This window comes from Streptomyces sp. NPDC050842 (genome assembly GCF_044456565.1).
Classification (GTDB): domain Bacteria; phylum Actinomycetota; class Actinomycetes; order Streptomycetales; family Streptomycetaceae; genus Streptomyces.
On record NZ_JBITGA010000001.1, the window covers coordinates 978,808 to 1,003,149 of the forward strand.

At 71.8% G+C, this 24,342-nt stretch carries 22 protein-coding genes and 2 pseudogenes; 10 read left to right on the forward strand and 14 right to left on the reverse strand.

Translation table 11 applies throughout. From position 1 onward, the window contains the following. Position 1 precedes the first annotated feature (1 nt). Genes ACIBG6_RS04360 through ACIBG6_RS04370 form a run of 3 tightly spaced genes read right to left on the reverse strand, consistent with a single transcriptional unit; the run spans position 2 to position 3,475 of the window. Entirely contained in the window at positions 2-2,107 is a 2,106-nt protein-coding gene (locus ACIBG6_RS04360) for a DUF4139 domain-containing protein (protein ID WP_399220967.1), read from the reverse strand. A gap of 37 nt (positions 2,108-2,144) precedes the next feature. Continuing rightward, entirely contained in the window at positions 2,145-2,465 is a 321-nt protein-coding gene (locus ACIBG6_RS04365; RefSeq protein ID WP_399220968.1) for a hypothetical protein, read from the reverse strand. A 17-nt stretch (positions 2,466-2,482) separates the two neighbouring features. After that, the gene (locus ACIBG6_RS04370) at positions 2,483-3,475 is read right to left on the reverse strand and encodes a LacI family DNA-binding transcriptional regulator (RefSeq protein ID WP_399220969.1); all 993 of its coding nucleotides are present in this window, start codon (positions 3,473-3,475) and stop codon (positions 2,483-2,485) included. 278 nt (positions 3,476-3,753) lie between these two features. On the opposite strand from ACIBG6_RS04370, the gene ACIBG6_RS04375 reads away from it, so the two are divergent. After that, on the forward strand, positions 3,754-5,646 hold the full coding sequence (locus ACIBG6_RS04375; RefSeq protein WP_399220970.1) for a ricin-type beta-trefoil lectin domain protein: 1,893 nt from the start codon (positions 3,754-3,756) through the stop codon (positions 5,644-5,646). Between the two features lie 16 nt (positions 5,647-5,662). Here ACIBG6_RS04375 and cpt read toward each other — a convergent pair whose 3' ends face one another. Beyond that, on the reverse strand, positions 5,663-6,184 hold the full coding sequence (cpt, locus tag ACIBG6_RS04380; protein ID WP_399221186.1) for a chloramphenicol phosphotransferase CPT: 522 nt from the start codon (positions 6,182-6,184) through the stop codon (positions 5,663-5,665). A 137-nt stretch (positions 6,185-6,321) separates the two neighbouring features. Here cpt and ACIBG6_RS04385 point away from each other — a divergent pair, with 137 nt between their 5' ends. Beyond that, positions 6,322-6,891, forward strand: a complete 570-nt coding sequence (locus ACIBG6_RS04385; RefSeq protein WP_399220971.1) for a GNAT family N-acetyltransferase — start codon at positions 6,322-6,324, stop codon at positions 6,889-6,891. A 19-nt stretch (positions 6,892-6,910) separates the two neighbouring features. On the opposite strand, the gene ACIBG6_RS04390 is transcribed toward ACIBG6_RS04385, so the two are convergent. Next, positions 6,911-7,837: a LysR family transcriptional regulator gene (locus ACIBG6_RS04390; RefSeq protein ID WP_399220972.1), complete on the reverse strand. Its 927-nt coding sequence runs from the start codon at positions 7,835-7,837 to the stop codon at positions 6,911-6,913. 140 nt (positions 7,838-7,977) lie between these two features. On the opposite strand from ACIBG6_RS04390, the gene ACIBG6_RS04395 reads away from it, so the two are divergent. Beyond that, positions 7,978-8,931 (forward strand): DMT family transporter, encoded by a 954-nt coding sequence (locus tag ACIBG6_RS04395; protein ID WP_399221187.1) that lies wholly within the window; start codon positions 7,978-7,980, stop codon positions 8,929-8,931. Positions 8,932-8,995: 64 nt separating this feature from the next. Here ACIBG6_RS04395 and ACIBG6_RS04400 read toward each other — a convergent pair whose 3' ends face one another. The 4 genes from ACIBG6_RS04400 to ACIBG6_RS04415 form a co-directional block, all read right to left on the reverse strand. Continuing rightward, complete coding sequence (locus ACIBG6_RS04400; RefSeq protein ID WP_399220973.1) at positions 8,996-9,514, reverse strand: GNAT family N-acetyltransferase; 519 nt, start codon at positions 9,512-9,514, stop codon at positions 8,996-8,998. Next, on the reverse strand, positions 9,502-9,966 hold the full coding sequence (locus ACIBG6_RS04405; RefSeq protein WP_399220974.1) for a hypothetical protein: 465 nt from the start codon (positions 9,964-9,966) through the stop codon (positions 9,502-9,504). Before ACIBG6_RS04405 ends, ACIBG6_RS04400 begins: the two co-directional genes overlap by 13 nt. A gap of 72 nt (positions 9,967-10,038) precedes the next feature. Then, on the reverse strand, positions 10,039-12,153 hold the full coding sequence (locus tag ACIBG6_RS04410; protein WP_399220975.1) for a PBS lyase: 2,115 nt from the start codon (positions 12,151-12,153) through the stop codon (positions 10,039-10,041). A gap of 70 nt (positions 12,154-12,223) precedes the next feature. Next, positions 12,224-12,811: a CGNR zinc finger domain-containing protein gene (locus tag ACIBG6_RS04415; RefSeq protein ID WP_399221188.1), complete on the reverse strand. Its 588-nt coding sequence runs from the start codon at positions 12,809-12,811 to the stop codon at positions 12,224-12,226. A 65-nt stretch (positions 12,812-12,876) separates the two neighbouring features. On the opposite strand from ACIBG6_RS04415, the gene ACIBG6_RS04420 reads away from it, so the two are divergent. The 4 genes from ACIBG6_RS04420 (at position 12,877) to ACIBG6_RS04435 (ending at position 16,522) form a co-directional block, all read left to right on the forward strand. Further along, positions 12,877-14,091 carry an MFS transporter gene (locus ACIBG6_RS04420; RefSeq protein ID WP_399220976.1) on the forward strand — a complete coding sequence of 405 codons (1,215 nt, stop codon included), beginning with the start codon at positions 12,877-12,879 and terminating at the stop codon, positions 14,089-14,091. Between the two features lie 15 nt (positions 14,092-14,106). Continuing rightward, positions 14,107-14,775, forward strand: coding sequence for an alpha-ketoglutarate-dependent dioxygenase AlkB (locus tag ACIBG6_RS04425; RefSeq protein WP_399220977.1), 669 nt, complete (start codon positions 14,107-14,109; stop codon positions 14,773-14,775). 144 nt (positions 14,776-14,919) lie between these two features. Continuing rightward, entirely contained in the window at positions 14,920-15,681 is a 762-nt protein-coding gene (locus ACIBG6_RS04430) for an NPP1 family protein (RefSeq protein ID WP_399221189.1), read from the forward strand. 178 nt (positions 15,682-15,859) lie between these two features. Further along, positions 15,860-16,522: a GPP34 family phosphoprotein gene (locus ACIBG6_RS04435; protein WP_399220978.1), complete on the forward strand. Its 663-nt coding sequence runs from the start codon at positions 15,860-15,862 to the stop codon at positions 16,520-16,522. 66 nt (positions 16,523-16,588) lie between these two features. Here the strand turns inward: ACIBG6_RS04435 and ACIBG6_RS04440 are convergent. Next, positions 16,589-16,759, reverse strand: a pseudogene (locus ACIBG6_RS04440) (IS5/IS1182 family transposase); the annotation flags it as partial. Positions 16,760-17,495: 736 nt separating this feature from the next. Then, positions 17,496-18,506, reverse strand: a complete 1,011-nt coding sequence (locus ACIBG6_RS04445; protein ID WP_399220980.1) for a quinone oxidoreductase family protein — start codon at positions 18,504-18,506, stop codon at positions 17,496-17,498. 114 nt (positions 18,507-18,620) lie between these two features. On the opposite strand from ACIBG6_RS04445, the pseudogene ACIBG6_RS04450 reads away from it, so the two are divergent. Both ACIBG6_RS04450 and ACIBG6_RS04455 read left to right on the forward strand, forming a co-directional pair. Continuing rightward, positions 18,621-19,175 (forward strand): annotated as a pseudogene (locus ACIBG6_RS04450) (DDE-type integrase/transposase/recombinase); the annotation flags it as partial. 41 nt (positions 19,176-19,216) lie between these two features. Continuing rightward, the gene (locus ACIBG6_RS04455) at positions 19,217-19,828 is read left to right on the forward strand and encodes a hypothetical protein (protein WP_399220981.1); all 612 of its coding nucleotides are present in this window, start codon (positions 19,217-19,219) and stop codon (positions 19,826-19,828) included. Here ACIBG6_RS04455 and ACIBG6_RS04460 read toward each other — a convergent pair. The 3 genes from ACIBG6_RS04460 to thpR all read right to left on the reverse strand — a co-directional run bounded on the left by ACIBG6_RS04460 (position 19,825) and on the right by thpR (position 21,577). Next, a complete protein-coding gene (locus tag ACIBG6_RS04460; RefSeq protein WP_399220982.1) occupies positions 19,825-20,004 on the reverse strand; it encodes a hypothetical protein in 180 nt (59 codons plus the stop codon). The genes ACIBG6_RS04455 and ACIBG6_RS04460 overlap by 4 nt on opposite strands. Next, the gene (locus ACIBG6_RS04465; protein WP_399220983.1) at positions 19,983-20,615 is read right to left on the reverse strand and encodes a hypothetical protein; all 633 of its coding nucleotides are present in this window, start codon (positions 20,613-20,615) and stop codon (positions 19,983-19,985) included. Before ACIBG6_RS04465 ends, ACIBG6_RS04460 begins: the two co-directional genes overlap by 22 nt. A gap of 341 nt (positions 20,616-20,956) precedes the next feature. Further along, positions 20,957-21,577: an RNA 2',3'-cyclic phosphodiesterase gene (thpR, locus tag ACIBG6_RS04470; RefSeq protein ID WP_399220984.1), complete on the reverse strand. Its 621-nt coding sequence runs from the start codon at positions 21,575-21,577 to the stop codon at positions 20,957-20,959. 300 nt (positions 21,578-21,877) lie between these two features. On the opposite strand from thpR, the gene ACIBG6_RS04475 reads away from it, so the two are divergent. Beyond that, positions 21,878-24,295: a collagenase gene (locus ACIBG6_RS04475; protein ID WP_399220985.1), complete on the forward strand. Its 2,418-nt coding sequence runs from the start codon at positions 21,878-21,880 to the stop codon at positions 24,293-24,295. Positions 24,296-24,342: the final 47 nt, after the last annotated feature.

Sequence of the window (24,342 nt, forward strand, 5' to 3'; positions counted from 1 at the left end):
GTCAGCTCCTGCGGTTGCCGCCGACCAGGGCCTTGCCGGTCGGGATACGGATCTCGTAACCGCCGTCGAGGGCGGTGGTGGCACCTGCGGGCAGGTCCACCCGCCAGACACGGGTGCCCGGCGCATGGCGATCGGCCCCCGTGTCCGCGGCGGGTGCCGTCCAGTCGGCGCGTTCCTCGATCCGGACGTCCGGTTCGGAGGTGACCGGCACGCGCTCGCGGACCTCGACGGTGACGGGCCTCGCGAGCCCGTTGGCCAGCTCCACATGGACGCGGTGGTCGAGGACGGTGGTCTGGTTGCGCATGCCCGAGGTGGACTCGTGGACGTTCGTACGCCGCGTGACCCGGATGCCCTCGGCAGGCCCGAGCCCCACCCGGCTGACGCCGCCCGGGGCGAGCGTGGGAAGCGCGGCGGTCAGCAGGTAGTCGTCGTCGACGGTGACCTCCACCGGCCCCGCCAGGAGGGCCTGCCCGGTGGCGTTGTCGAGGACCAGCGTCGCGTACACCGTCTGCTCCACGGACGGCACGCAGAGGTACTCGGTGCGCAGACCGACCGGGATCTCACCGACGGTGACGGTGTGCCAGGTGCCGTCCGACGGGATGTCGGCGCGGGCGGTGGCGTCGAAGCGGTGGTCGAAGGAGCCGGCCGACGCGCGGGGCCGCACGGCGTGCCCGGGCAGCGGCAGCCAGGCCACCGTCTCGGCGCGGCGCCGGTACTCGGCCGCCACCGGATCGGAGGGGGCATCGGCGAACAGTCGGCCCCTGCGCGCGCCCTTTTCGTCGGCGCCGGACAGGGCGAGGGAGGCGTAGTCGAGCTCGGCGCCGCTCGGCTGCGGAGGGCCGGCCACCGGCGCCGGAGGCGGAGGCGGCGGGGTTGAGCCGGGGGCCCCCGGTGCCGCGGGAGCCATGCGTGCCAGGGGGGCGGGAGCACCCGCCAAGGACCTGTCGACGGAGCGCCGTCGGGCCTCCGACAGTGCACCGGTCGGCAGCCCGGTGGCGGCGGGCGGCATCCCACCGCCGTAGGCCTCCGGGAGACCGTCGGCCGCGCTGCCGGGGACCGGGAACGCGCCTGGAGCACTGCCGTAACCCTGCGGCGCCGACGGAGCGGGTGGTGGCGGTGGCGGAGGGGACCCGGGCGCGGCGCCGCCCGCCCCGGCCCAGGCCCCGCCGGTACGCGGCCGCGGGCCGGCCGCGTCGTAACCGGAGAACAGGTCGGCGAGTCCGGACGGAGGCTCGCGCCAGCCGGACGGCGCGGGGTCGGCCTGACGGCGTCCGACCCGGATCGAGCGGAGCCGCGGCAGGTCGGTACGGCGACGGAGATCGGCGGTGGCCAGGGCGACGCGTACGCCGGTCCAGTCCTCGCCGGTGCGCTGGGCGACCGAGGCGCGCAGCACCAGACGTCCGGTGCCGTCACCCTGACGGTGCCGGAGGCGATAGGCAGGGACCCAGACGGCACCTGGCACCCCGTACTCCACCTCCACCTCGACGGCCTCGGCGTCGGAGTCGGCGACGTCGAGGGTCAGGACCGCGCAGACCGAGGTCTCCACGTGCGCCGGCGGGGCGTCGGTGGAGGCACGCTCGAGCCGGTCCGCGGCGACGGTGAGCTCGTGCTCCGCGAGGCGCAGTTCCTCCTCCAGCTCGACGAGGCGCGCGTGCAGCCCCGTCAGCCGGTCGTCGACGAAGTCGGCGAGCTCCAGCCAGGCGTCGACCGGCGTACGGCGGTGCGGATCCTCACGCTTGCGGCCGGGTACCACGGGGCGGAGGGCCTGGACCTCCTTGACGCGGTCCTGCTGCCGGTCCCGGCGTCCTCGCGCCGCCTCGTACGCGTCGCGCAGCCGCTTGACCTCGCGCCGCAACTCGTGGGACGTCCCGGTCGCGAGCGGCTCGGCCTCGACCTCCACCCGCGCCTCGGTGACGCGCACCCCGCCAGCACCCCGGACACGGGCCCGCAGCGAGCCGGGGTCCAGCGAGCGGGGCAGCCCCGTCACCCGTACCCGGCCGTCGGAGGGCACGGCACCCCGGGCGAGCCGGAGACACACCGCTCCTTGCGCGTACACGACGACCGAGTCGAGGGTCGACCCCCACCTCGGTACTTCCCCAGCCGCCATGTGCTCCGCCCCCCGCCGCATCGATTCCGCCCGAAGCCTACGCCCCGCCGGCCGGGGCGTCCTCCTCGATTCCGGATCCCGGGGCGCGGAGGTCGTAGAGGTAGGACCGGTCGCCTTTGAAGCTGCGCCAGACGGTGGCAGGAGGTTCCGGTTCGTCGCCGACCCCGTTAACGGGGTGGGCCGTGACGAGGCCGTCCGGGAGACGGCAGTGCCAGCCGTCGTCCGGTCCCCAGACACACCACACCTGCCCGTCCGTCCGGCGGTAGGCGGGCCGCCCGTGGCGTTCGCCGTCGCGCGCGAAGCGGTAGCGGAGCCCGTCGACATGGCGAACGAAGACGAAGGATTCCAGAGCCGTCATGACGCGATCCTACGAGCTCAGGAATGAGGACCTGTCAGGGGCGCGGAGCCGCGGACGATCAACTCCGTGGGGAGGACCAGGGGTTCGTCGGGGATCGGCGCACCCGCGAGGCCGGCCAGCAGCATGCGGGCCGCCGCTCGGCCCATCTCCCGCATGGGCTGGCGGACCGTGGTCAGCGGCGGTTCGGTGTGCCGGGCCACGGGGAGGTCGTCGAAGCCGACGACGGCGACGTCGTCGGGGACGCGCAGGCCCGCCTCGCGCAGGGCGCGCATCGCTCCCGCGGCGATCAGGTCGTTGTGCGCGAAGACGCAGTCGAAGGCCCGCCGCGACGCGAGCGTCCGCTCGACGGCCTCCCGGCCCGTCGCCTCGGTGAACTCGCCCTCGACGACGAGGTCCGTGGGCAGGACGTCCGCGAACCCGGCGAGTCTCTCCCGTACGCAGCCGAAGTCCCGGCGGCCGGTGACGACGAGCGGCCGGGAGCGGCCGGAGGCCAGCAGATGGCCCGCGGCCGACGCGCCGCCCGCGCGGTTCGTGGTCGCGACCGAGGGGAAGTCCGGGCGGTGCCCGCGGTCGTCGACGAGCACCACGGGCAGCCCGCGGCGGTGCAGATCCGTGAGGGTGTCGAGGGTGTTCTCCGGCTCGACGACGAGCAATCCGTCGAAGGCACGGGCGGAGACCTGGCCGATGAAGTGGCGCACCGAGTCGGGCCCCCGGTGACAGGTGTACAGGAGGAGCCCGTATCCGGCGGACTCGACCGTGTCGGCGACGCCCTGGAGGACCTCGCCCATCCAGGGCCAGGTCAGCGAGGGCGTCAGCATGCCGACCGTACGGCTCGCGCCACGGGCCAGACCGACGGCGCCGGCGCTCGGCACATAGCCCAGACGGTCGATCACTTCACGAACACGGGCGGCGGTGGTCGAGTCCACCTCGGCGCCGCTGTTGAGGACCCGGGAGACGGTCGTCTTGCCGACCCCCGCCTCACGTGCGACGTCGGCGATCGTGACACGCATAGGGAGCCTCCGCGTCCGGGGACGACATCGCTGTCGGAGCCGCTTCCGGAACCGGTTCCGGCGCCACCCGCAGAGTCAACAGCCGGACGGGACAGGCGTCAAGACTTCACGACGGAATCCCCGCGATGCCCAAGTCGGCGGGGACGTAGGGGTGTTGTCCGTTCAGAAGATGAAGACGCGAAGCCTTGACGGGACGCCCCTCGGGCAGTTCACTCACGCCTCGGAACGCACCTCGGTCCGCGGACCCCCCACCCACACCCGCCGAGAAGGGCATCACCATGCTCCGTTCGACGCACAGGACACCGCTCGCCGGCCGGCTCACGAGAGCACTGGTCGCCGGTGCTCTCACGACCGCCGGCCTCACAGGACTCTCCGCCGCCCCCGCCCAGGCAGCCGGTGAGCAGGTGAACATCTGGCTCACCACCACGGACGACGCCGGCGGCCGGCACGTCACACGTGGACTCCAGCAGCAGACCCCGCTCGCCTTCCAGGACGGGAACGGCGGTGGCGGCACGAACATCACCGTCGACGAGAACATCCGCTACCAGACCTTCACCGGCGGCGGAGCGTCCTTCACCGACACCGCCGCCTGGCTCATGAAGGGCTCCGGGGCCCTCACCCAGGCGACCCGGGACGCCACGATGAAGAAGCTCTTCTCGCCGACCGAGGGCATCGGCCTCTCCTTCGTCCGCAATCCCATGGGCGGCTCAGACCTGGCCCGGTTCGGCTACACGTACGACGACCTTCCCGCGGGCCAGACCGACCCGACCCTCGCGAAGTTCTCCCTCGCGCACGACCTCCAGGACGTCCTGCCCCTGACCCGGCAGGCCAGGCAGCTGAACCCGCAGGTCACACTGGTCGCCTCACCCTGGACCGCCCCCGCCTGGATGAAGGACGGCGGGCAGCTCAACGGCGGCTGGCTCAAGGCCGAGCACTACGGCACGTACGCCGCCTACTTCGTGAAGTACCTCCAGGCCTGGCGCGACCAGGGCGTCCCCGTCGACTACGTCACCGCCCAGAACGAGCCGACCTGCTGCTCCGGCTACCCCTCCATGAGCTGGAACGGCTCGGGCCTCGCGTACTTCACCAAGAACGAACTGCTCCCCGGACTCCAGTCCGCGGGCCTGACCACCAAGGTGCTGGCCCACGACTGGAACTGGGACACGTACGACGCCTACGCCGCCCCGACCGTCGACGACGCTGCGGTCCGCACCCACCCGAACTTCGGCGGCGTCGCCTGGCACGGCTACGGCGGGGACATCGCCCAGCAGACCCGGATCCATGACCGGTACCCGCAGCTCGACGCCTTCCAGACGGAGCACTCCGGCGGCACCTGGATCGCCGACCAGCAGCGCGAGGACATGATGAACATCATCGACTACACCCGGAACTGGGCGAAGTCGGTGACCAAGTGGTCCCTCGCGGTCGACCAGAACCGCGGCCCGCACAACGGCGGCTGCGGCACCTGCGACGGCCTGATCACCGTGCACAACGGCGACGCCCGCCACGGCCAGGTCGACTACACCGTCGAGTACTACACGATGGGCCACCTCACGAAGTTCGTGAAGCCCGGGGCCCACCGGATCGCCTCCACCGCCAGTACGGCCGTGCCCAACGTGGCCTGGCGCAACCCCGACGGCTCCAAGGCCCTGATCGCCTACAACGGTTCGGCGAGCGCGCAGACGATGACCGTGAACTGGGGCGGACAGCGCTACACGTACTCCCTGCCCGGCAGGACCTCCGCCACCTTCACCTGGGCGGGCGCCCCGACCGGAGGCCAGGACCGCACGGGCACCCTGCGGGGCCTCGACGGCGCGTGCCTCGACGTGGCGGGCGGCGCCACCGCGGACGGCACCCCGGTCCAGCTCTGGGAGTGCAACGGCTCCGCGGCGCAGCGCTGGACCCTCAAGGCCGACGGGTCGGTCCAGGCGCTCGGCAAGTGCCTGGACGTGAGCGCCGGCGCGACGGCAGACGGCGCCAAGGTCCAGCTCTACACGTGCAATGGATCCGGCGCGCAGCGCTGGCGCCACGAGTCCGCGTCGGGGGATCTGGTCAACGTCCCCGCGGACAAGTGCCTCGACGCCACCGGCAACACCTCGGCGAACGGCACCCGTGCGCAGATCTGGTCCTGCACGGGCGCTGCCAACCAGAAGTGGCATCTGGCTGGTTGACCCCTGTGACGGGTCGTCAGGCGACGCGGGCGGCGATGGTGCGCGCGCAGTCGAGGGACTCGGTGTGCGTCGTGTCCACCTCCAGGTCGTAGAACACGTCCTCGTGCACCGACAGCGCCTGCGCCGCCGCCATGCCCTGGACGCGGTCTCCCCGCGCCACCTCACGGCCCGCGGCGATCGCGCTCGCGCACCGCACGCCCACCCACAGCGCCGGCACGTCGCCGAGCGCCGTCCGCCACCGCCGCTGGGACGCCGCTCCGCTCAGGAAGACGTCGTCGATGACGATCCGCGCGCCCGCGCGGGCCATCGTCGCGACGCCTTCCCGCCAGGCCGCCTCCAGTTCGAGGAAGTCCGCCCCGACGGTGACCTCGCCGTCCGCCGCGAAAGCGATTCCCCGGTCCGAGGCCTGCATCCTCGCGGGCAGGGTGTCGACGAACGAGTCGCATCCGAGCGCCAGCCACGGATCGGGCAGCACGGCCTGCAGGCACCGCACGATCCCGGACTTCCCCGAGCTGGAACCACCGTTGAGAATGATCATCCGCGTCGTCACCGCGCCACAGTAGGGCGTCGGACGCGCGGCGCGAAACGAGTTTCTCGCCGCAAACGCTCCCCGCCCGCCCCTACTCTTCGTCGGGTACGACGACCGTCACCGTCCACCCGCGGAGAGCAGCCCTGATGATCACCTGGCGCCGGCTCGGCGAACCCGACTTTCCGCGGCTGGCGGAGTGGCTGTCCCAGCCGCATGTCGCACGCTGGTGGAACCACGAGACGTCCCCCGAGGCCGTCGCACGCGATTTCGGCCCCGCCACCCGGGGCGAGGACGCGTCGGAGGACCTGTTCGTCCTCCTCGACGGCCGGCCGCTCGGCCTCGTCCAGCGCTGCCGCCTCGCCGACTTCCCGGACTACGAGGCCGAGTTGGCGGCCGAGGTCGACGTACCGGACGGCGCGATGAGCATCGACTACCTGATCGGCGATCCGCGCCTGGTCGGCCGGGGCCACGGCGTACGGCTGATCCAGGCGATCGTCGGCGCGACCTGGACCGACCACCCCGAGGCCACCGCGATCATCGTCCCCGTCCACACGGCCAACCGTCCGTCCTGGCGCGTCCTGGAGAAGGCGGGCCTCCGCCGTGTCGCCGAGGCCTCCCTCGAACCCGACAACCCGATCGACGACCGCTCCCACTACGTCTACCGGATCGACCGCCCGGGCGACCTCACCGCCGGGGGTCTCACCCCGGAGCGTTGACCGGAGGCAGGCCGCGCCCTCACGGCCCGGACCCCGCCCCCTCCCGTCCCGACACGGACTGCCGCGCCGCCTCCCCGAGCGCTTCGAGCAGCGTGGTGAGGGCGGGGTGGCCGGGTGCGCCCTCCCGGACGGCCGCCTGTACGGTCCGGACCGGGCGCGGCCTCCGTACCCTGCGCAGGACGACGTCCGTACGGCGGCCACCCGCGCCGAGCCGGGGGACCAGGCCGACGCCGAGACCGGCCGCGACGAACCCCAGCGCGGTCGCGTAGTCCTCGCTTCCCGCCACGAAGTCCGGGCTGAAACCCGCCTCGGCGCACGCCCCGAGCACCACGTCGAGGCACGGACCCTGAGGCTCGCTCCCGACCCACGGCTCGGCGGCGAGATCGGCCAGGTCGAGCACGCGCCGCGCGGCCAGCGGGTGCCCCGGCGGCAGCGCGGCGAGGTACTCGTCGTCGAGGAGGTGGACGAGGCGGAGGCCCGGGACCGTGTCCTCGCGCGGGCGGACCACGACCGCGACGTCCGCGTCCCCCCGGGCGACCTCGGGGAGCGCCTCCTGGGGATCGAGCAGCGTGAGATCGAGCCGGACCCCCGGATGGTCCCGGCGCAGCCGGGCCAGTGCGGGGGCCACCAGCGCGGGACCGACCGAGCCGAAGTAGCGGACGGCGAGACTTCCGGTCCGCCCGGCCCGTAGATCGGCCAGTGCGGCTTCGGCCTCGGCGAGGTTCCGGCTGATGGCCGCGGTGTACTGGGTCAGGAGCAGGCCCGCCGCCGTCGGACGCACTCCGCGGCCGGCCCGTTCGAGCAGGGCGATGCCGGCCTCCCTCTCCAGGGCCGCCACCTGCTGGCTCACCGCGGACGGCGTGTACCCCAGCGCCACCGCGGCGGCCGTCACCGATCCGCTGGTGACCACGGCCCGCAGGATCTGCATCCGCCTCACATCGAGCATGTAGCTCAGCTTAAGGGTGATGAAGCATCTTGTGATGGTGCTGAAGGGTGGTGGGACGTCATGGTGGTTCTCCCAGCCGCGTCCCACGGAGGAGAACGAGCGTGAAGAGTGCCGAGGGCGGAGTGCGGTCCGGGGTCCGGATGGGCGTACTCGCCCTGCTGTGGGGGTCGACGTTCCTCTGGATCGAGCTGGCCCTGCGGGCCCTGTCCCCGCTCCAGGTCACCGTGGCCCGCTGCCTCCTCGGCGCGAGCACCCTCCTCGTCCTGTGCCTGGCGACCCGGCGGCGCCTCCCGCGCGGCCGGGCCGTCTGGGGCCATGTCTTCGTGGCGGCCTTCTGGTGCAACGCCCTGCCCTTCGCGCTGTTCAGCCTCGGCCAGCGGACCGTCGGCTCGGGCCTTGCCGGAGTGCTGAACGCGACGACCCCGCTCTGGTCCCTCCTGCTCGGCCTCGCGCTCGGCACGGAACGCGGACTCCGCCCCGTCCGCGCGGGCGGCCTGCTGCTCGGCTTCGCCGGGGTGGTGGTGATCTTCGCCCCCTGGCAGGGAACGGGCGAGCTCGGCTGGGGCGCCCTGGCCATCGTCGCGGCGGCGGCGAGTTACGCGGTCGGCTTCGCCTACATGGGACGCAACCTCGTGGGGCGGGGCCACGCGACGCTCTCGCTCTCCTCGGCCCAGCTCGTCGCCGCGACCGTGCTCACCGGCCTCAGCCTGCCGCTCGGCGGCCGGCCGCCGGCCCACATCGCGCCGTCGGGCCTGATCGCGGTCGTGATCCTGGGGATCTTCGCCACGGGGATCACCTTCCACCTCACCTACCGGATCATCGCCGACGAAGGCGCCACCAACGCCGCGACCGTCGGCTATCTGCTCCCCGTGGTGTCGCTGGTCCTGGGATTCGTGGTGCTCGACGAGCCGTTCAGCCCGCGGGCGGCGGCGGGCATGGTGATCGTGCTCGTGGGTGTGGGCATGACGCGCCGTACGAAGGGGAAGGAAGCCGCGCCGCCCACGCCGTCGGTGGTCCTGGCCGCCGGCCCCGCCGGCCCCCCGGGCGGATCCGCGATCCGGTCGGAGCCGGCGGCGGGGGACGGGCCGCGCTGAGGCGGTCACCCTCATCCGCGCGCGGCTGAGCGGTTTGGTTCATCCCAGGGACAGCGCTTCTCAGTCAGCCGGCTGATGGGGCTTCGCGGGTCATGGGCAGGGTCGGCATTCTTCCTCGCCAGAGATAGCGCTCACCTGTGATCTCGAATCCGTGGCGCAGATAGAACCGGATCGCCCCTTCGTTGTAGTCGGCGACGCCCAGGCGGATGCGTGCAGGTCCCGCCCAAGTGAGGAACTCGGCCATGAGACGTCCACCGATGCCATGGCCCTGGGCATGGCCCAGCAGATACATCGGTCCGAGGGTGACCGAGTCTTCCCCTTGGCCGCAGAGATAGCCGACGATCTCCGTCTCGGACCGGACGACACGGCAGAAGTGCGGGGCGGGGTCCTGGTTCGCTACCTCGATGAACTCTCGCCACTGAGTGATGCCTTCCGCCGTGGAGGACGAACCGCGGTGCTCCCGGATCCAGGCCTCATCGACGCCCGCGTCTGGGTTGAGGTAGTTCTCCAGCCAGTTCCGCAGGTGCAAGGGCCCCAATATCGCGGCGTCGTCAGGGTGAGCGGCGGTGATCACATAGGCCATGCCAGATGATACTGGTGCGTGGCCAGGGCCTCGACGAGACGCATGACAGGGCGGCCCAACATGCCGGTCAGCACCCGCTGCTGGTGCTCCGTCAGAGCCGCGACGAATACCACCGCGTCCGCGTCGGTTTCCGCGCAGGTCTCGGCGACCTCACGGATCTTCCCGCTGCTCAGCAGCGTGCGCGAGGAGTACGGCAAGGTCATCTTCCCGACCCCGCCGGAGGAGACGCCACGCCGCTGCACGATCCGCCCCACGACCCGGGCACCGCGCGCCGTCAGCTCCGCGTCCGCCGCATCCATGAGCGCCACGTACGTCTTCTCCTTCGCGGAGAAGTAGCCGACGATGACGACGCGCGCCCCCGCCACCACCACGGGGGAACCCGGGCGGCCATTCGGGACGACCCGTCCCACCCGGCGAGCCGGGCGGCGACCGCGCCCACGGAGCTGATACACGCCCGCAGGCTAGCCGCGCCGTCGGGCCAGGCGCCACGCGATAACCCGTCGCCCGGGGTTCGTCGCGTCGCGTCAGGTGGCGCAGGCCGTCAGGAGCGCGAGGGCGTGCCCGAGCAGCCGTTCGTCGTCGGCGCAGCGGTAGCGGATCCGGCCCGTCCCGCCCGTGTTGTTGTGGCGGCGGACGGCGGCGAGCTCCTCGCGGACGACCGGGACGGCGGACCGGGCCGCGGGACCCATCCGCGCCCACACGCCCGCCACGTCCGGCCTGTTGTCGATGTGCGCGGACCAGGCGTGCAGCAGCACCGGCAGGGACTCCTCCGCATCGCGGCCGGCCTCCCACAGGGCCGTCGCGAGGGCGCCCGCGACCCAGCCGCCGTTCTCCTCGGGTGACGCGGCGAGCCGGCGCAGCTCGGGCAGCAGCCCCTCGGCCTCGGTCCCCATACGGGCGACCAGCCGCAGGGCGTCGACCCGTTCGGGCCGGCGGTCGGCGGCGAGACCCGAGGACAAGGCGGGCAGGACGGCCTCCGTCCCGGCCCCGGCCGACCAGAGCGCCGTGGCCGCGCGGACACGGAGGTGCGTGTCGCCGTCCCGGGCCAGTCGTCGCAGCTCCGGCAAGGCCGCCAGCGCCGGCTCGCCGAGCTCGGCGAGCGCCCGCAGGGCATCGCCGAGGACCGGGCGGGTCACGTCATCGGGCGCGCGCAGGATCCGCACGGCGGGTCCGACCGCCTCGGCGACCCCGGTGGCAGCCGCGGCCTTCAGGAGGTGCTCCGTACGACGAGGCTGTTTCCCGGGCGCGATCCGGGACAGCCTCCCGAGCAGTACGGGTGCCAGCGTCGCGGCCGCCTCGGGGGTCATTCTGCCGATCCAGTCGCCGAGGTCCTCCGGCACCTCGCCGCACCGCAGCACGTCGACGAGCGCGGGAACCGCGCGAGCGTCGCCCTGCGCGGCGAGCGCGCACAGCGCCGCTCCGTAGGACGTCCCGGTCCACCGGGCCTGAGGGAGGAACTCCGGTCCCACCGCCACCCGCGCGGCCAGCTCGTCTGCCGCCGGGCCCCCGATCGCGTACAACCACTCCAGCTCGCGGGACGCCCGTCGGACGATCCGGTGGTCCGCCTCCTGGAGCTGCTCGCCGAGGAGCCGCACGCACTCCTCGTGAGGGCCCCGCCAGCCCGTCAGGAGCAGGCCGGCCATGTCGATCGCCTCGCGCCGCTGACCCCAGTCGGGACTGCGCAACTGGTCCTCCAGGAGCGCGAATCGCTCGGCGACCCGGTCGTCCAGGGCGCGGTGCAGCCGCCCGAGCAGCTCCGTCGCCCACGGGGCCTTCGCCGAGCCGCGCCCAGACGCCTTGAGGCGGCGGAGGTACGAGATCATCGTCGGAGTCGCCGGCGCGGGCACCGGCCCGGCGTCGTCGCCCTCCGCATCCGCGGCGCCCTCCTCCGCCTCCTCCCGCGCCTCCCGCATCACGTCGAGGGCGATCTCGACCGCCCGCTCCGGAAGCTGTCCGGGCGCGCAGCGCGCGAGCTGGACGAGAGCCGACAGCCGCAGCCCCGGGTCGCGCGGTCCGCCCCCACGGGTGAGCAGGGAGGCCAGCACCGCACCCGACTCCTCCGTGAACTCCTCGTGCCGGATGCCCAGTTCCCCCACCGCCGTCGCCAGGGCCCGCAGGACGCCCGCGTCCCGCTCCACCGCCAGCCGTCGCCGTAGCACCGTCAGGACGTCCTCCGGGTCGCCGTGCAACTGCACCAGCGCACCGGGCACCGCCCGCCGCAGCCCCGCGTCGGGATCCGCGAGGACGTCGAGGAGCACTCCACTGCGCGCCCGGGTGTCCGACTCCGCCCGCGCCAGGGTCTCCGCCCAGGCCGCGTACTCGTCCTCGTCGTCGGACCAGAAGTCCATCTCCTCGGGGTCGCGGCCGTCGCCGTCGATGCCGCACAGCAGCTCGACGATCTCGCCCCGCCCCGGCAGTCCGGCCGTCGCGACCAGCTCGAACAGGAACGGGACACACGCCACCGTGCTGTCGTACACGTCCCCTTGATGGTGCACCGCGCCGTACATCCCGTCGAGCGCGATCTCCCGCTCGCCCCCGTCCGACGAGGCCAGCCCCCGCAGGAGCCCCGGCACGTCGGAGGCGTCGCCGTACGCATGACTCATGGACGCCCAGTCGACGTCGTCGATCCCCGTGAACATGATCGCCAGTCTGTCGCACGCCCCTGACACGCCACTGACACGCCAGTGACAGGGACGTCGCCGCGGCGTCCTACGCGAGGTCGCCCGGCTGCTCGGCGGAGCGGGAGCGCCGATGGGCGGCGACGCGTTCGCGGGTCGCGCAGCGGCGGGAGCAGTAGCGGCGTTCCGGACCGCTGCCCTGGGCGATGAAGACGTTCCGGCAGCCGGGGGACGCGCAGATCCTGCCGGGCGGGCGCTGACGGTCCCAGACGAGGACGGTCAGGGCCATGCAGGACGAGGCGAGAAGCCACTCGTCCCAGGGGGCGTCGTCGTCGTGGTCGAGGTGAGGGTGCCAGGGGGTGCTGCCGCCGTGCGAGGTCAGACGGAGGCGGCCGGTGTGTTCCTGGAGCAGGCGGTTGAGGGTGGCGGCGGCGTCGTCGACGTCCTCGGCGGCGAAGACCTGCCGGAGCAGGTCGGCGGCGGCTCGCATCCCGGCGACGTCGCGGGCGGTGAGGTCGAGAGGATCCGTCTCGCCGTACGCACGGAGCACGGCGGCGACGTCGGCCGGGTCGGGGCGCTCCTCGGCCAGGGCGTTGAGCAGGGCGGCGGTTCGCCGGGCCGTGGTGAGCACCGAGTGCCGGGTGGACCAGTCGTCACTGGGGGAGGAGACGGAGGGCATGGAGGACACAGGAGGAATGTAACGCATCTTGCATGGTTTTGAGTTACCTCCGTAACGTCTCACCGATGAAGAAGCGTTACGCGCTCCCCTCCTATCTCGCCGGAGCCGTGCTGGCTCGTGCCGGGGACGAGATGTCGGGACCGGCCTTGATGCTGGCGGGATTCGCCCTGGCCGGCTCGACCGTCGAGGCCTCGGCCCTGCTCGCGGGCACGACGATCTCCGCCGCCGTAGGGGGGCCGGTGCTCGGAGCGCTCCTCGACAGGGCGGGACGGCCGGGACGCCTGCTGGCCGGGGCCCTCGTCCTGTACGCGACGGGTCTTGGTGCGATCCTCGCCGGGCTCGGCCGGTTGCCGTTCGCCGTCACCCTCCTGATCGCCGTACTGGCGGGGCTGCTGGGACCGGCCCTGTCGGGCGGATGGACGGCTCAGCTGCCCCATGTGGTGCTGGGCGGTCGGTTGCCCCGGGCGAACGCGCTCGATGCCATGACGTTCGGTGTGGCGAGTCTGGCCGGTCCGGCGCTTGCCGGTCTCGTGGCGGAGGTGCTGGGAGCCCCGACGGCCGTGGTGGTCGCCGTGGTGCTCATCGCCCTGGCGCTCCCCGCCGCGTGGACGCTGCCGGCCCGCGGCGGGCGAACGCCGGGCGCTCGGACGGCCTCGGTGATCGGCGACCTCGGCGCCGGCATGCGCATCATCGTCGGAAGGCCGGCCTTGGCCCGGGCGACCCTCACCTCCGTCGTCTTCTGCATGGCCCAGGGCATGCTGACGGTGTGCCTCCCCCTCCTGGGCGAGCGCGTCCTGGGTGGAGCGGGCCGCGGCGCGGTGCTGCTCTCCTGCGCGGCTGTCTCCGCACTGGTGGCCACCGCCGTACTCGCCCGGTTTCCGCGTTCGGTCGCCCCCGACACGATCATCTGGGCCAGTGCCCTCGTCCAGGCCGTCGCGCTGGCCTCGGCCGCGTGGGGTCAGCCCGTCGTGCTCATCGTGGCCGTACTCCTCGCGGGGATCGCTGATGGGCCCCAGCTGGCCGCCTTGTTCGCGGTCCGCCACCGGGAATCCCCGGAACGCCTGCGCGGCCAGATCTTCACCACCGGCGCCAGCCTGAAGATCACCGGATTCGCCCTGGGGGCAGCGGTCGGCGGGCCGCTCGCGACCAGGTCCCTGCCGGGCTCCCTGGCCGTCGCGGCGAGCGTGTCGGCCCTCGCGACGCTCGCCTTCTTCGCCATCCGGCCGGCGACTGTCGTGGATCCGCCACCCTCCCGAATTCGCTCAGATGTTCGATCCTAGGTCTATGCTGGAGTCATGACGACCGCACCACGACCCGCCCTTCCTGACCTCCCCGGCCTTCCGGGCCTCCAGGGCTCCCTCTTCGACCAGGGGTCGGACATGGGGCCCGGCTCGCTGGGCGGCCTCCGGCGGACCGTGCTCGATGGCGGCGCGTGGGTGGACCACCTGCCCGGCTGGTTCCACGGCGCCGACGCGCTGTTCGAGGAGCTGGCGGGGTGCGTGCCGTGGCAGGCCGAGGAGCGCGAGATGTACGACCGCGTCGTCGCCGTACCGCGCCTCCTCGCGCACTACCGCGAGGGCGTCCCCCTCCCGCACCCCGCACTCGTCGACGCGCGGGAGGCTCTCAGCGGCCACTACGCGACCGAGCTGGGCGAGCCGTTCGTCACCGCCGGTCTCTGTCTCTACCGCGACGGGCGCGACAGCGTCGCCTGGCACGGCGACCGCAGCGGCCGCTCCGCCACGCAGGACACGATGGTCGCGATCCTCTCCCTCGGCGACCCGCGCGACCTCGCGCTCCGCCCGCGCGGCGGCGGGCCCGTCGCGCTGCGCCTCCCGTTGGGGCACGGCGACCTCGTCGTGATGGGCGGCTCGTGCCAGCGCACCTGGGAGCACGCCGTCCCGAAGACGGCCCGCGCCGTCGGACCCCGTATCAGCGTCCAGTTCCGCACGCGGGGCGTGGCCTGAGCGACGGCGTGCCGCCGATCGCCGATCCGCTTCGTACGCGCATGATTCCCCGTCTCTTGAAATGGGCATGCCACTCGCGCCCACGCGCTTCGCACCCACGTGCCTCGCGCGCCGTCGAGTCCATGTCAGGGAGTCGGAGTGAGGATCACGCGCCACCTCGTCAAGGGAGCACTCACCCTCAGCAGTTCGCTCGCGTTGCTGATCGCCCTGCCGGGCAGCGCCTTCGCCGCCCCGCCCCCGGCCCTCCCCGCGAACGCGGACGGACTGGAGCAGACGTTCCAGCCGGCGTACGACTACGACACGGACGGCTGTTACCCCACCCCCGCCATCGGGGCCGACGGGACGATCAACGGCGGGCTCAACCCCTCAGGTGCCCTCAACGGCCAGTGCCGCGACTCCTGGGACCTCGCCAACACCAACGGGTACGCGCGGTCCAAGTGCAACAACGGCTGGTGCGCGATCATCTACGGCCTGTACTTCGAGAAGGACCAGGCCGTGGCGGGCAGCGGGCTCGGGGGACACCGCCACGACTGGGAGCACGTCGTGGTGTGGGTACGGGACAACCAGGCGCAGTACGTGTCGACCTCCGCCCACGGAGGCTTCTCGATGTACGGCCGTGACCGGATCCGCTGGGACGGCACCCACCCCAAGATCGTCTACCACAAGGACGGCATCAGCACCCACTGCTTCCGCCCCGCGAACTCCAACGACGAGCCGCCCGAGAACCATCAGCACAGCTGGCAGTTCCCGAGCCTGGTCGGCTGGAACGGCTACCCCGCGGGACTGCGCGACAAGCTCACCCAGGCCGACTTCGGCAGCGCGGTCTTCGGGCTCAAGGACGGCAACTTCGCCGCCCACCTGGCGAAGGCCAAACCGTCCGGCATCCCCTTCGACCCGTACGCCTGAGGAAGCGCGAGCGCCCGTCGCGTCACACGCCCCCAGGCTGTTTCGTTCGGATCGGTCAGTGGACCGGGCCTGAGGCGAGAGGACGGGCCAGGGCCGGAATCAACGCGGGAACCTCTCAGCGGCTCCGGGCGTCTGATCATGAGACGGTGATCACGGAGCGTATACGGGGGTAGTGGGTATGGCGATCACACTGGCCGAGGAGATCATGCTGCTGTCTCTGGACGATGAGTCCGGGTCGGCGAAGCAGCGGCAGGCCGCCGGGTGGGCGGTGTCGGGAGGGATCCTGCTCGAACTGGTCCTGGCCGGGCGGGTGTCCGTTACGGGCAAGTACCTCGAACTGACAGACACGACGCCGACCGGGGACCAGTTGCTCGACAGCCGGACGGCACTGATCGAGACGTGGCTGCGCGGTCGCAGAAAGCGACGGGTGACGGAGTGGCTGACCAAGGACCAGGCCAAGGCCGTCGGTGCGGCTCTGGAAAGCTTGTGCAAGCGCGGAGTGGTCGTGGAGGAGAAGCGCAAGGCACTCGGCGTGTTCCCCATTCGACGCTATCCCGAGGCCGATGGCGCCGTTGAGGCTGAGCTGCGGGAACGGCTCCGTGCCGTTGTACTGGGCGGCGCCGAGCCGGACACGCGGACGGCGGGCCTGATCGCGTTGATCCACTCCGCCAAGCTGCACCGCCTGGCCTTCCCCGACAGCCCGGGCAAGCAGGTCGTCGCGCGGATGGAGGAGGTGGCCGCCGGGCAATGGGCGGCCGAGAGGGTCCGTGCTGCCATCCGTGACATGCAGGCGGCGATGGTCGTGATCACCGCCGTCACGGCCGCCACGGCCGTGAGTTAGACCATTCCTTTCGGATCACCGGGCGGACCAGATGAAGATGCCTGCGATGTGGATTCCCGCGAGGCACCGGGTGCGGGGCTGCCCCCGCTGGCGGGGAACCCGCGGTCGGGCCGTCACGCCCCCGAAGGCGGGCGCGTCACCGGCCGGTCCGGCGGTCAGAAGGTAGGCCAGAGGCCGGCAACGGGGGTCGGCTGCGAGGTGGATCTTCGTGCTCGGACCGTCGCGGGACCGGCCGATGGCATGGTCGTCCGGCTCGACGGCGCCGGACTCCCGGGAACCGCGCGGACGGCCCGTCGAGCAGCGGCACGTACCGGCCCCGAAGGTGCGCGTCGACGAACGCGACGCGTACGCGCGCGTGACGGCGTCGGCGCGGGTGCCGTCGAGGTCCTGGAGGGGTGTGCCGAGCTGCTGGGCGAGCGGAGCGAGATCGGTGAAGGGCAGGTGCTCGGTACCGTCGACGCTCAGCCAGCGCTTCCAGCCGGTGAGTTCGCGCCAGGTCTCGTCCCACGTCGGCCTGCCCGCCCGGTACGTGACCGGGCTTGCCGAGCGTCAGCACGGGCCGGTCCAACGGAGTGTCGTTGGGGAAGCGGAAGTTGCCGTCCATGTCGACCCCGGCGATGTTGCGGGCGTCGCGCAGCATCGCCGGGATCGTGCTGAACCCGACCGCCGAATGCCCGACATGGCGACGCGGTCCTCGTCGACGAGCGCGCCGACCGTTTCGGCCGTCCGCCCGCCGAGCCGATCCCCCGCGCGCCGTGACCGGCCCTAGCTGTTCTGTCCCGGGAGGTTGTGGACGGGTGAGCCAGGTCTCGGCTGAGGGATCTTGAAGGGGTGTGACCCAGATACGCCAGAAACCCGCCAGAACTTGATCTTGGCCTGCTGAGTGCCTGACGCTGTCGGGGATCTTGGCGATGACGGTCGGCCATGCCCTCGACATCTCAGTCTCCAAGATCCCCGACCTCGTCACCCGCGATCAGCTCCGCGTCTCCTCGCGGCGTCCAATAGCGGCCGCATCGGGTATGACGAGCAGCTTGCCGGTGGTACGCCGAGCCTCCAGATCGCTGTGGGCCTGGGCGGCCTCGGACAATGCGTAGCGGCCCGTTACGGTGACCTCAAGCGCCTTGGAGCGCACCCACTCGAACACATCGGCGGCCCGTCGGAGCAGTTCGGACCGATCGGCGATGAAGTCCCCGAGGCTGGGCCGGATCAGGGTCAGCGAACCGCCGTGGGCGAGCCGAATCGGATCAAACGGCGGCACGGCACCACTTGCCGCGCCGAAGAGCACGAGATGGCCGCGGGTTCGCAGGCTGGCGAGGCTCGCATCGAAGGTGTGCGCGCCGACGCCGTCGAAGACAACCGGCAGTCCCTGACCGCCGTTGAGCCGCCTCACCTCGGCTGCGAGATCGTCGACTGCGGAGGAAAGGATCACCTCAGCGGCCCCGGCACGCTTCGCCAGCTCGGCCTTCGCCGTGGTCGACGTCGTGCCGATCACCCTGCCGCCGAGATGGGTGATGAGCTGGGTCAACAGCAGCCCCATGCCACCAGCAGCCGCATGCACGAGCACCGTGTCGCCCCCCTGAACCGGGAAGGCGTCCTTGACGAGATAGTGCGCGGTCATGCCTTGGAGGAGCACGGCGGCGGCTGTCTCGAAGCCGATATCGTCGGGCAGCGGCACCAGCCGGGAGGAGTCCACGACGGCCCGCTCGGCATACGTGCCGGGAATCTCCACCCAACCGACCCGGTCCCCGACTGCGACGTCAACGACGCCGGGTCCAACTTCGACGACCGTGCCGGCGCCCTCAGCGCCCGGGGTGAAGGGCAGCGGGAGGCTGTACCGGCCTTCGCGGTGGTAGACGTCGAGGAAGTTGACCCCGGATGCGGCGACCTCCACGATCGCCTCGCCCGGACCCGGCCGCGGCTGGTCCACCTCGGCCTCCTGCAGCACCTCGGGACCGCCCACTTCGTACACCTGAATCGCTCGCATGACCCTCCAATAAACGGCTCATCCCCCACCAACCCCGTTGATGGCGATCCGATTCCCGGCAAGCAGACCAGCCCGCCGCCCCCGCCGAGAGCTGAGACGCCTGCTTTGCCACGCGAGAAACCCGGCGAGCTCGTGCACGTCGACAAGCTCGGCAACATCCCCGACGGCGGCGGACACAAGGTCCTGGGCCGGCAAACGGGCCGCAAGACCCGCAGGAACGCCGGCTACAGCTACCTGCGCACCGCCGTCGACGACCACTCCCGCCTCGCCTACAGCGAGATCCACGCGGACGAGAAGAAGGAGACCGCCACCGCCTTCTGGCAACGGGCCCACGCCTTCTTCACCGGCGCTGGGATCACCGTCGAACGGGTTCTGACCGACAACGGCTCCTGCTACCGCTCACGCGACTGGCGCGACAGCCTGGCGGCGGCCGGGATCACCCACGAACGAACCCGGCCCTACCGGCCCCAGACCAGCGGCAAGGTCGAACGCTTCAACCGGACCCTGCTCGACGAATGGGCCTACGCCCGCCCCTACCGGTCAGACATCGAACGCCGCGAAGCGTTCCCCGGCTGGCTCCACTCCTACAATCACCACCGCGGACACGCCGCACTCGCAGGCAAACCACCCGCAAGCCGCGTCCCCAACCTCACGAGGCAATACACCTAGCCCGTGATCCCGTTGTCAGTGGCGGTGGCTAACGTGATCACATGAGTTCCTCCCTGAGCGTGTACCTGATCGACCCGAAGGCCGCGCGCGCCTTCGTCGGCTCCCGAGACGACCAGCTGCTCCAGGTCATCCGCGACAGCTTCGGCGACGACATGGCGTCCGACGACAGCTGGTTCTCCTCCCAGATAGCGGACGGCGCCCCCACCGCCTACGAGGCACTGCGGACGGTGGTGCACGGCGGGCCCTTCCCCGAGGACGGCCGGTACGCCTTCCAGTACGGCTACGCCTACAAGCGCCTCTGCTCCCTGACCGGCTCCTTCCTCGACAACTCCTGCTTCAGCCCGTTCCGCGGCGACTGGCTGGAGCTGGTGGACGAGGGGCTGCGCGCCCTGCGGATCACGGCCGTCTCGGTGGCGGACTTCGGCTCCTACGGCGGCTTCCCCGCCGGTGTCCCGTCCTCCGACCTGCCGCGCTGCGGCGAGTGGACGCACGACCGATGCCTGGAGGCCCTGGCCCAGTTCGAACAGACCAAGCAGGCGGGCCACGCCCCACCCCTGGACTCGGAGGTCGTCGACGCCGTCATGGACGTCATGGGCTGGCTCCGCCATGTGGAGTCGCGCCCCGGGTTCGGCGTCGTGGGATTCGTCTCCTAGAAGGTGTGCCGGGCCGCGAGCGCGTCCGTCCCGCCGTGTCGTACGACGCCCATGACCGTGCCCGCGAGCACGCTCATGCGACGCTTGCGGAGGTCCAGGACGGGGGACCGGTTCGAGAGGCCGTGGGACGCCAGCAGGTTCATCAGCGCCCAGATCACGTCGGGGCGCCCCGCCACGGGGAGTTCCCGGCCGTCGGGGGTGATGACCGTGGCCGCGGCCGTCCCGGCGAGCAGGTTGGTGCGGGCAGTGTGGGGCTCATCTGCAGGAACCGCGCACGCACCAGGACACCACCGCGGCGCGACCACCGCCCGGCGACGGAGCCGGACGCCGCGGGCTCACCGTCGATCGTGTCCCCGACCATGTCGATGCCTCCGGCGTCCAGGGAGATCCGCATGTGCCGCAGCAGGCGGCCGGGATATCGGGTCACCTCGGTCAGCCGGCCTTCGAGGTCGACGATCCGGCTGGTTCTCGTGTCTGCCAGCAGGGTGCTGCGGGGCCAGAGAGGGGTGACCCTGCCGAGCGTCCGCGGATCGGCGGAATCGGGCGAATCGACCGGGTCGACGAGGACGGCCAGGCGGCCCGCCGTGACCGCCGACAGGCAGAGGGACGGTACCCGCCACTCGTCCGTGACCTCGAACCCGGCGACCCTCTCGGTCCCGTCGGTCCCGGCGGTCGCCTCTGTGCCGTGTATCCGCAGCTTCAGCCTGACCAGTGGCGTGAACTCGTCGGGGGTGTACGTGCCCGGGTACGCCGTATAGCTCGCCTCGCCTTCGGGGTTGTACCGCACGAGCGAGGCCTCCAGGACGTCCGCCCGCGCCGGCCGCGCTCGCGGATGCCGCTCCGGGGACCGTGGCGCTCACAAGACGAAGGTGGCGTCGCCGTAGGGGATCTCCGGGGACTTCCGGCGGTCACCGCGGGTGATGCGGGGGAACTGCCTCCGCGCGTCATTGACGGCCAGGAAGGGGCATGGGGACCGAGCAGGCCAGGCCGGCGAGGAGCGGAATCCAGGCCCAGTCCTCCCCTTGGTCCCAGGCGACGCAGCCGAGCAGGAGGCCGAACGGGCCGGGCGACCATCACACCGGCGTGGCTCCGCATGGCCCCCACCTCACGTTCGTCGGATGCAGGCTCTCACAGCCGAACGTGGGCGGGTCCTGACCCGTCGAACGTCCAGGCCTCGATGTCGCGGTAGCGGATCGGTGCCGGGCCGCGGCCGAAGTTGCTCCCGACGAGATGGAGGCGTTCCGACCACCATCTGCGGCCGGTGAAGCCGGCCAGGTGGGCGGCGGTCTTCACCACACTCGCGGGATCGTCGCGGCGCGCGCGGGCCAGCGTCAGATGGGGGCGGAGCGGCCGTTCCTGGAAGGTGACACCGCACTCCCGCACCACGGCACGTACCTCGGCGGCGAGCTGCTGCAGTCCGTCGACGTCCCCGTCGATCCCGCTCCACAGCACCCGCTCGTCGAAGTGCCCGCCACCGACCAGCCCCAGCTCCAGAGGGCTTCGGGTCGCCGCGAGGTGCGCGAGCGGGGGTCGCAGGAGCGGTACGGCCGTGACGGGTAGCTCCCCGAGGAACGCCAGCGTGATGTGCCAGTCCTCGATGCGGTTCCACCGCATGCGCGGGTACGCGTCGTACGCGGGGCGCAGCGCGTGGGCCAGTTCGTCCTTCGCCTCGTCGGGCGGTGCGAGGGCGATGAACACGCGCACGGTCGTGGGATCGGGGTGGGCGTCCCCACCCGATGGCTCAGTCATCTTCCGTTCCCCGCTCGTGCTGCGGCCGGCGCCGCGTACCCCGCCGTCTCGTCGTGACATCAGGCTATGTGATCGCGCCGCCGCCCTGGTATGCGGGGGATTGGCCCGGCTCGGGGGGAAGGACTCGGGAGCCCCCGGAGAAGTGGTGCTGCCAGAGGGGTTGTCAGTGCAATTTCACATTACTATGTTACAGCGCACACGGAGTCATGAACCGCTGTCATACACCGTGCGAACCAGAGCCGTTCTTGCTTGTCGAACACCGCATCCCCGCACTTACCCCCCTCAACAGCAGGAGTTCTGTTGTCCCTCCAGACACGTGTGCGCTCGTCTCTGCTCGCCTCCGCCATCACGGTCACCCTCCTGGCTTCCGCCGGCCAGTCCGTCGTGTCCGCGGCCGACACCGAGAGGCAGCCCGCCCCGGTGGCCCCGGTGGCCGGCCCGGCTGCGCCGCAGGCCACGCCCGCGGCCAACCCCTTCGACGAGGTCGAGCACCGCGCCACCGCCCCCGGCAACACCTTCGGGCCCGCGCCCGCCCCGGGCGGTCTCGCCGCCGGCCGCGTCCCCGGAAAGGCCAAGTCCACCGCCGAGACCGCCACCGAGTCCGCCACCAAGACGACGGCCAAGGCCAAGGCAACCGCCACCGCCTCCGCCGCGCGGACGACCGCCGCGGCCGCCGGCACCACCGCCGCGGGCGTCCCCTGCACGCTCGACGGCATCACCGGCCTCTCCCCGGAGCAGTTCGCCGACTTCCTCGCCGACCCGGCGGTCACCTCCGAGGGCTGTCTCAACGGCCTCATCTGGAGGTGGGACTCCCGGCTCACCCCCGTGATGTCCGACGCCCACGTCCAGGCCGTCGCCCGTCGTATATCGAGCCTGGCCGCCTCCCACGACGGCAAGAACTCCTCGCACCTGGAGGAGATGTTCACGTACCTGCACGCCGTCGTGTACCACGACTTCTCGCGCGGTGAGATCGACACCACCGACGCGCCCACCGTGAACGCGATCACCCAGGCCGTCACCGCCTTCGGCAACGCCGCGCGCACCTTCGACGTCACGAAGAGCAATGCCAACACCCTGCGCGAGGCCCTCAACGCCGCGAGCGGCCCCGGCCTGCGCCAGCACCAGCTCGGCCTGGTCAAGCGGGTCCTGGCCACCATGGACCCGTCCCACACCGCCACCAACCAGGACCCCGCCTGGGCGGGTGCCGCGCTGGGCGCGCTCTCCGTCAACTACCTCGGCGTCTACCCGGGCAACAAGGACTCCGGCTTCCACGCCGCCGTCGCCGCCGACCCGTCGTACCGCGCCGCGTTCAAGGCCTTCGCGTCCTACGGGCACCTGAAGGGCACCGTCAACGCCTGGGTGGCCCGGGACGCCCTCAGCGAGTACGGCCGCTTCGGACAGGTCGAGGTCCTCAAGACGGAGATCGTCGGCGCACTCGGCGGCGTGTTCGGCACGGTCGTGAGCACGTTCGGCAGCGGCAGCCCGCAGTGGGCCAAGATCGTCTCGTGGCTCAACTTCTACGAGGCCTGCAAGCCGTACAACGTGTGCAAGGAGGACATCGAGAAGCAGATCTTCCCGTACACGTACTCCTACGACAACGGGGCCCTCAAGGTCCGCACCGGGCTCGACCGGGCCACCGTCGACCAGCTCTACTACGCCAGCAAGCTGGTCAAGGCGCAGTTCCACCGCGTCGTCGGCAGCGAGGTGCCCGTCACCGGCGACACCAACACCACCCTGAACATCGTGCTCTACGCCTCCCGCGCGGACTACGAGAACTACCACCCCGTCCTGACCGGCATGGACACCAACAACGGCGGCATCTACATCGAGCGCGGCGCCACCTTCTACACGTACCAGCGGCGCGTCCCGCAGGACTCCTCCCTCACCCTCGAGGAGCTCTTCCGCCACGAGTACGTCCACTACCTCAACGGCCGCTTCGCCGTCCACGGCTCCTTCGGCGAGGGCGACTGGTACAAGAACGACCGCACCACCTTCATGGACGAGGGCACGGCCGAGTTCTTCGACGGAGCCACCCGAGACAACGGCATCGCCGTCCGCAAGTCGCTCGTCAAGAGCGTCATCAGCGACACCGCCAACGGCGGCCCGCGCATGAACGTGAGCCAGATCGTCAACGCCACCTACGCCGGAGACGGCTTCCGCTTCTACAGCTACGCCGGCACCTTCTTCGAGTACCTCTGGACCGAGCGGCCCTCCTTCCTCCGCGAGATGTACCGGCACCTGCGGGCCAACGACGTCCAGGCGTACGACTCGTGGCGCAACCGGATGGCCTCGGACGCCAACATCCAGCGCGAGTACAACGCCTTCCTCGACAAGCAGATCGCCAAGGTCGACGAGCTGTTCGTCCCCAACACCACCTACACGCCCAACGCCCAGCTCCGCGACTCCGCGCTCGCGAACGTGAAGTCCACGTTCGCCGCCGCCACCCAGAACAACCCCGACTGCGTCGAGAACGGCGACCCGGGCAAGCGCCGGTTCACCTGTACCGGCCGGATCACCGCCAACCTGTCCAACTGGGGCAGCGAGGACCAGAACTTCAAGGACATGTCCGAGACGGTCGACTACTTCATCCTCGACCGCGCCGGCGCCGCGTCGAACAACCTCGCCGACATGAACTGCTCCTTCGGACCGATCGACATCTGGTCCACGAAGGTCGCGGGCACGTCGAGCTTCAGCTGTGAGGGCCCCCTGCGCAGCTGACCTCATCTGTCCGGGCCGGCCTCACCCACGGGGGAGGGGCCGGCCCG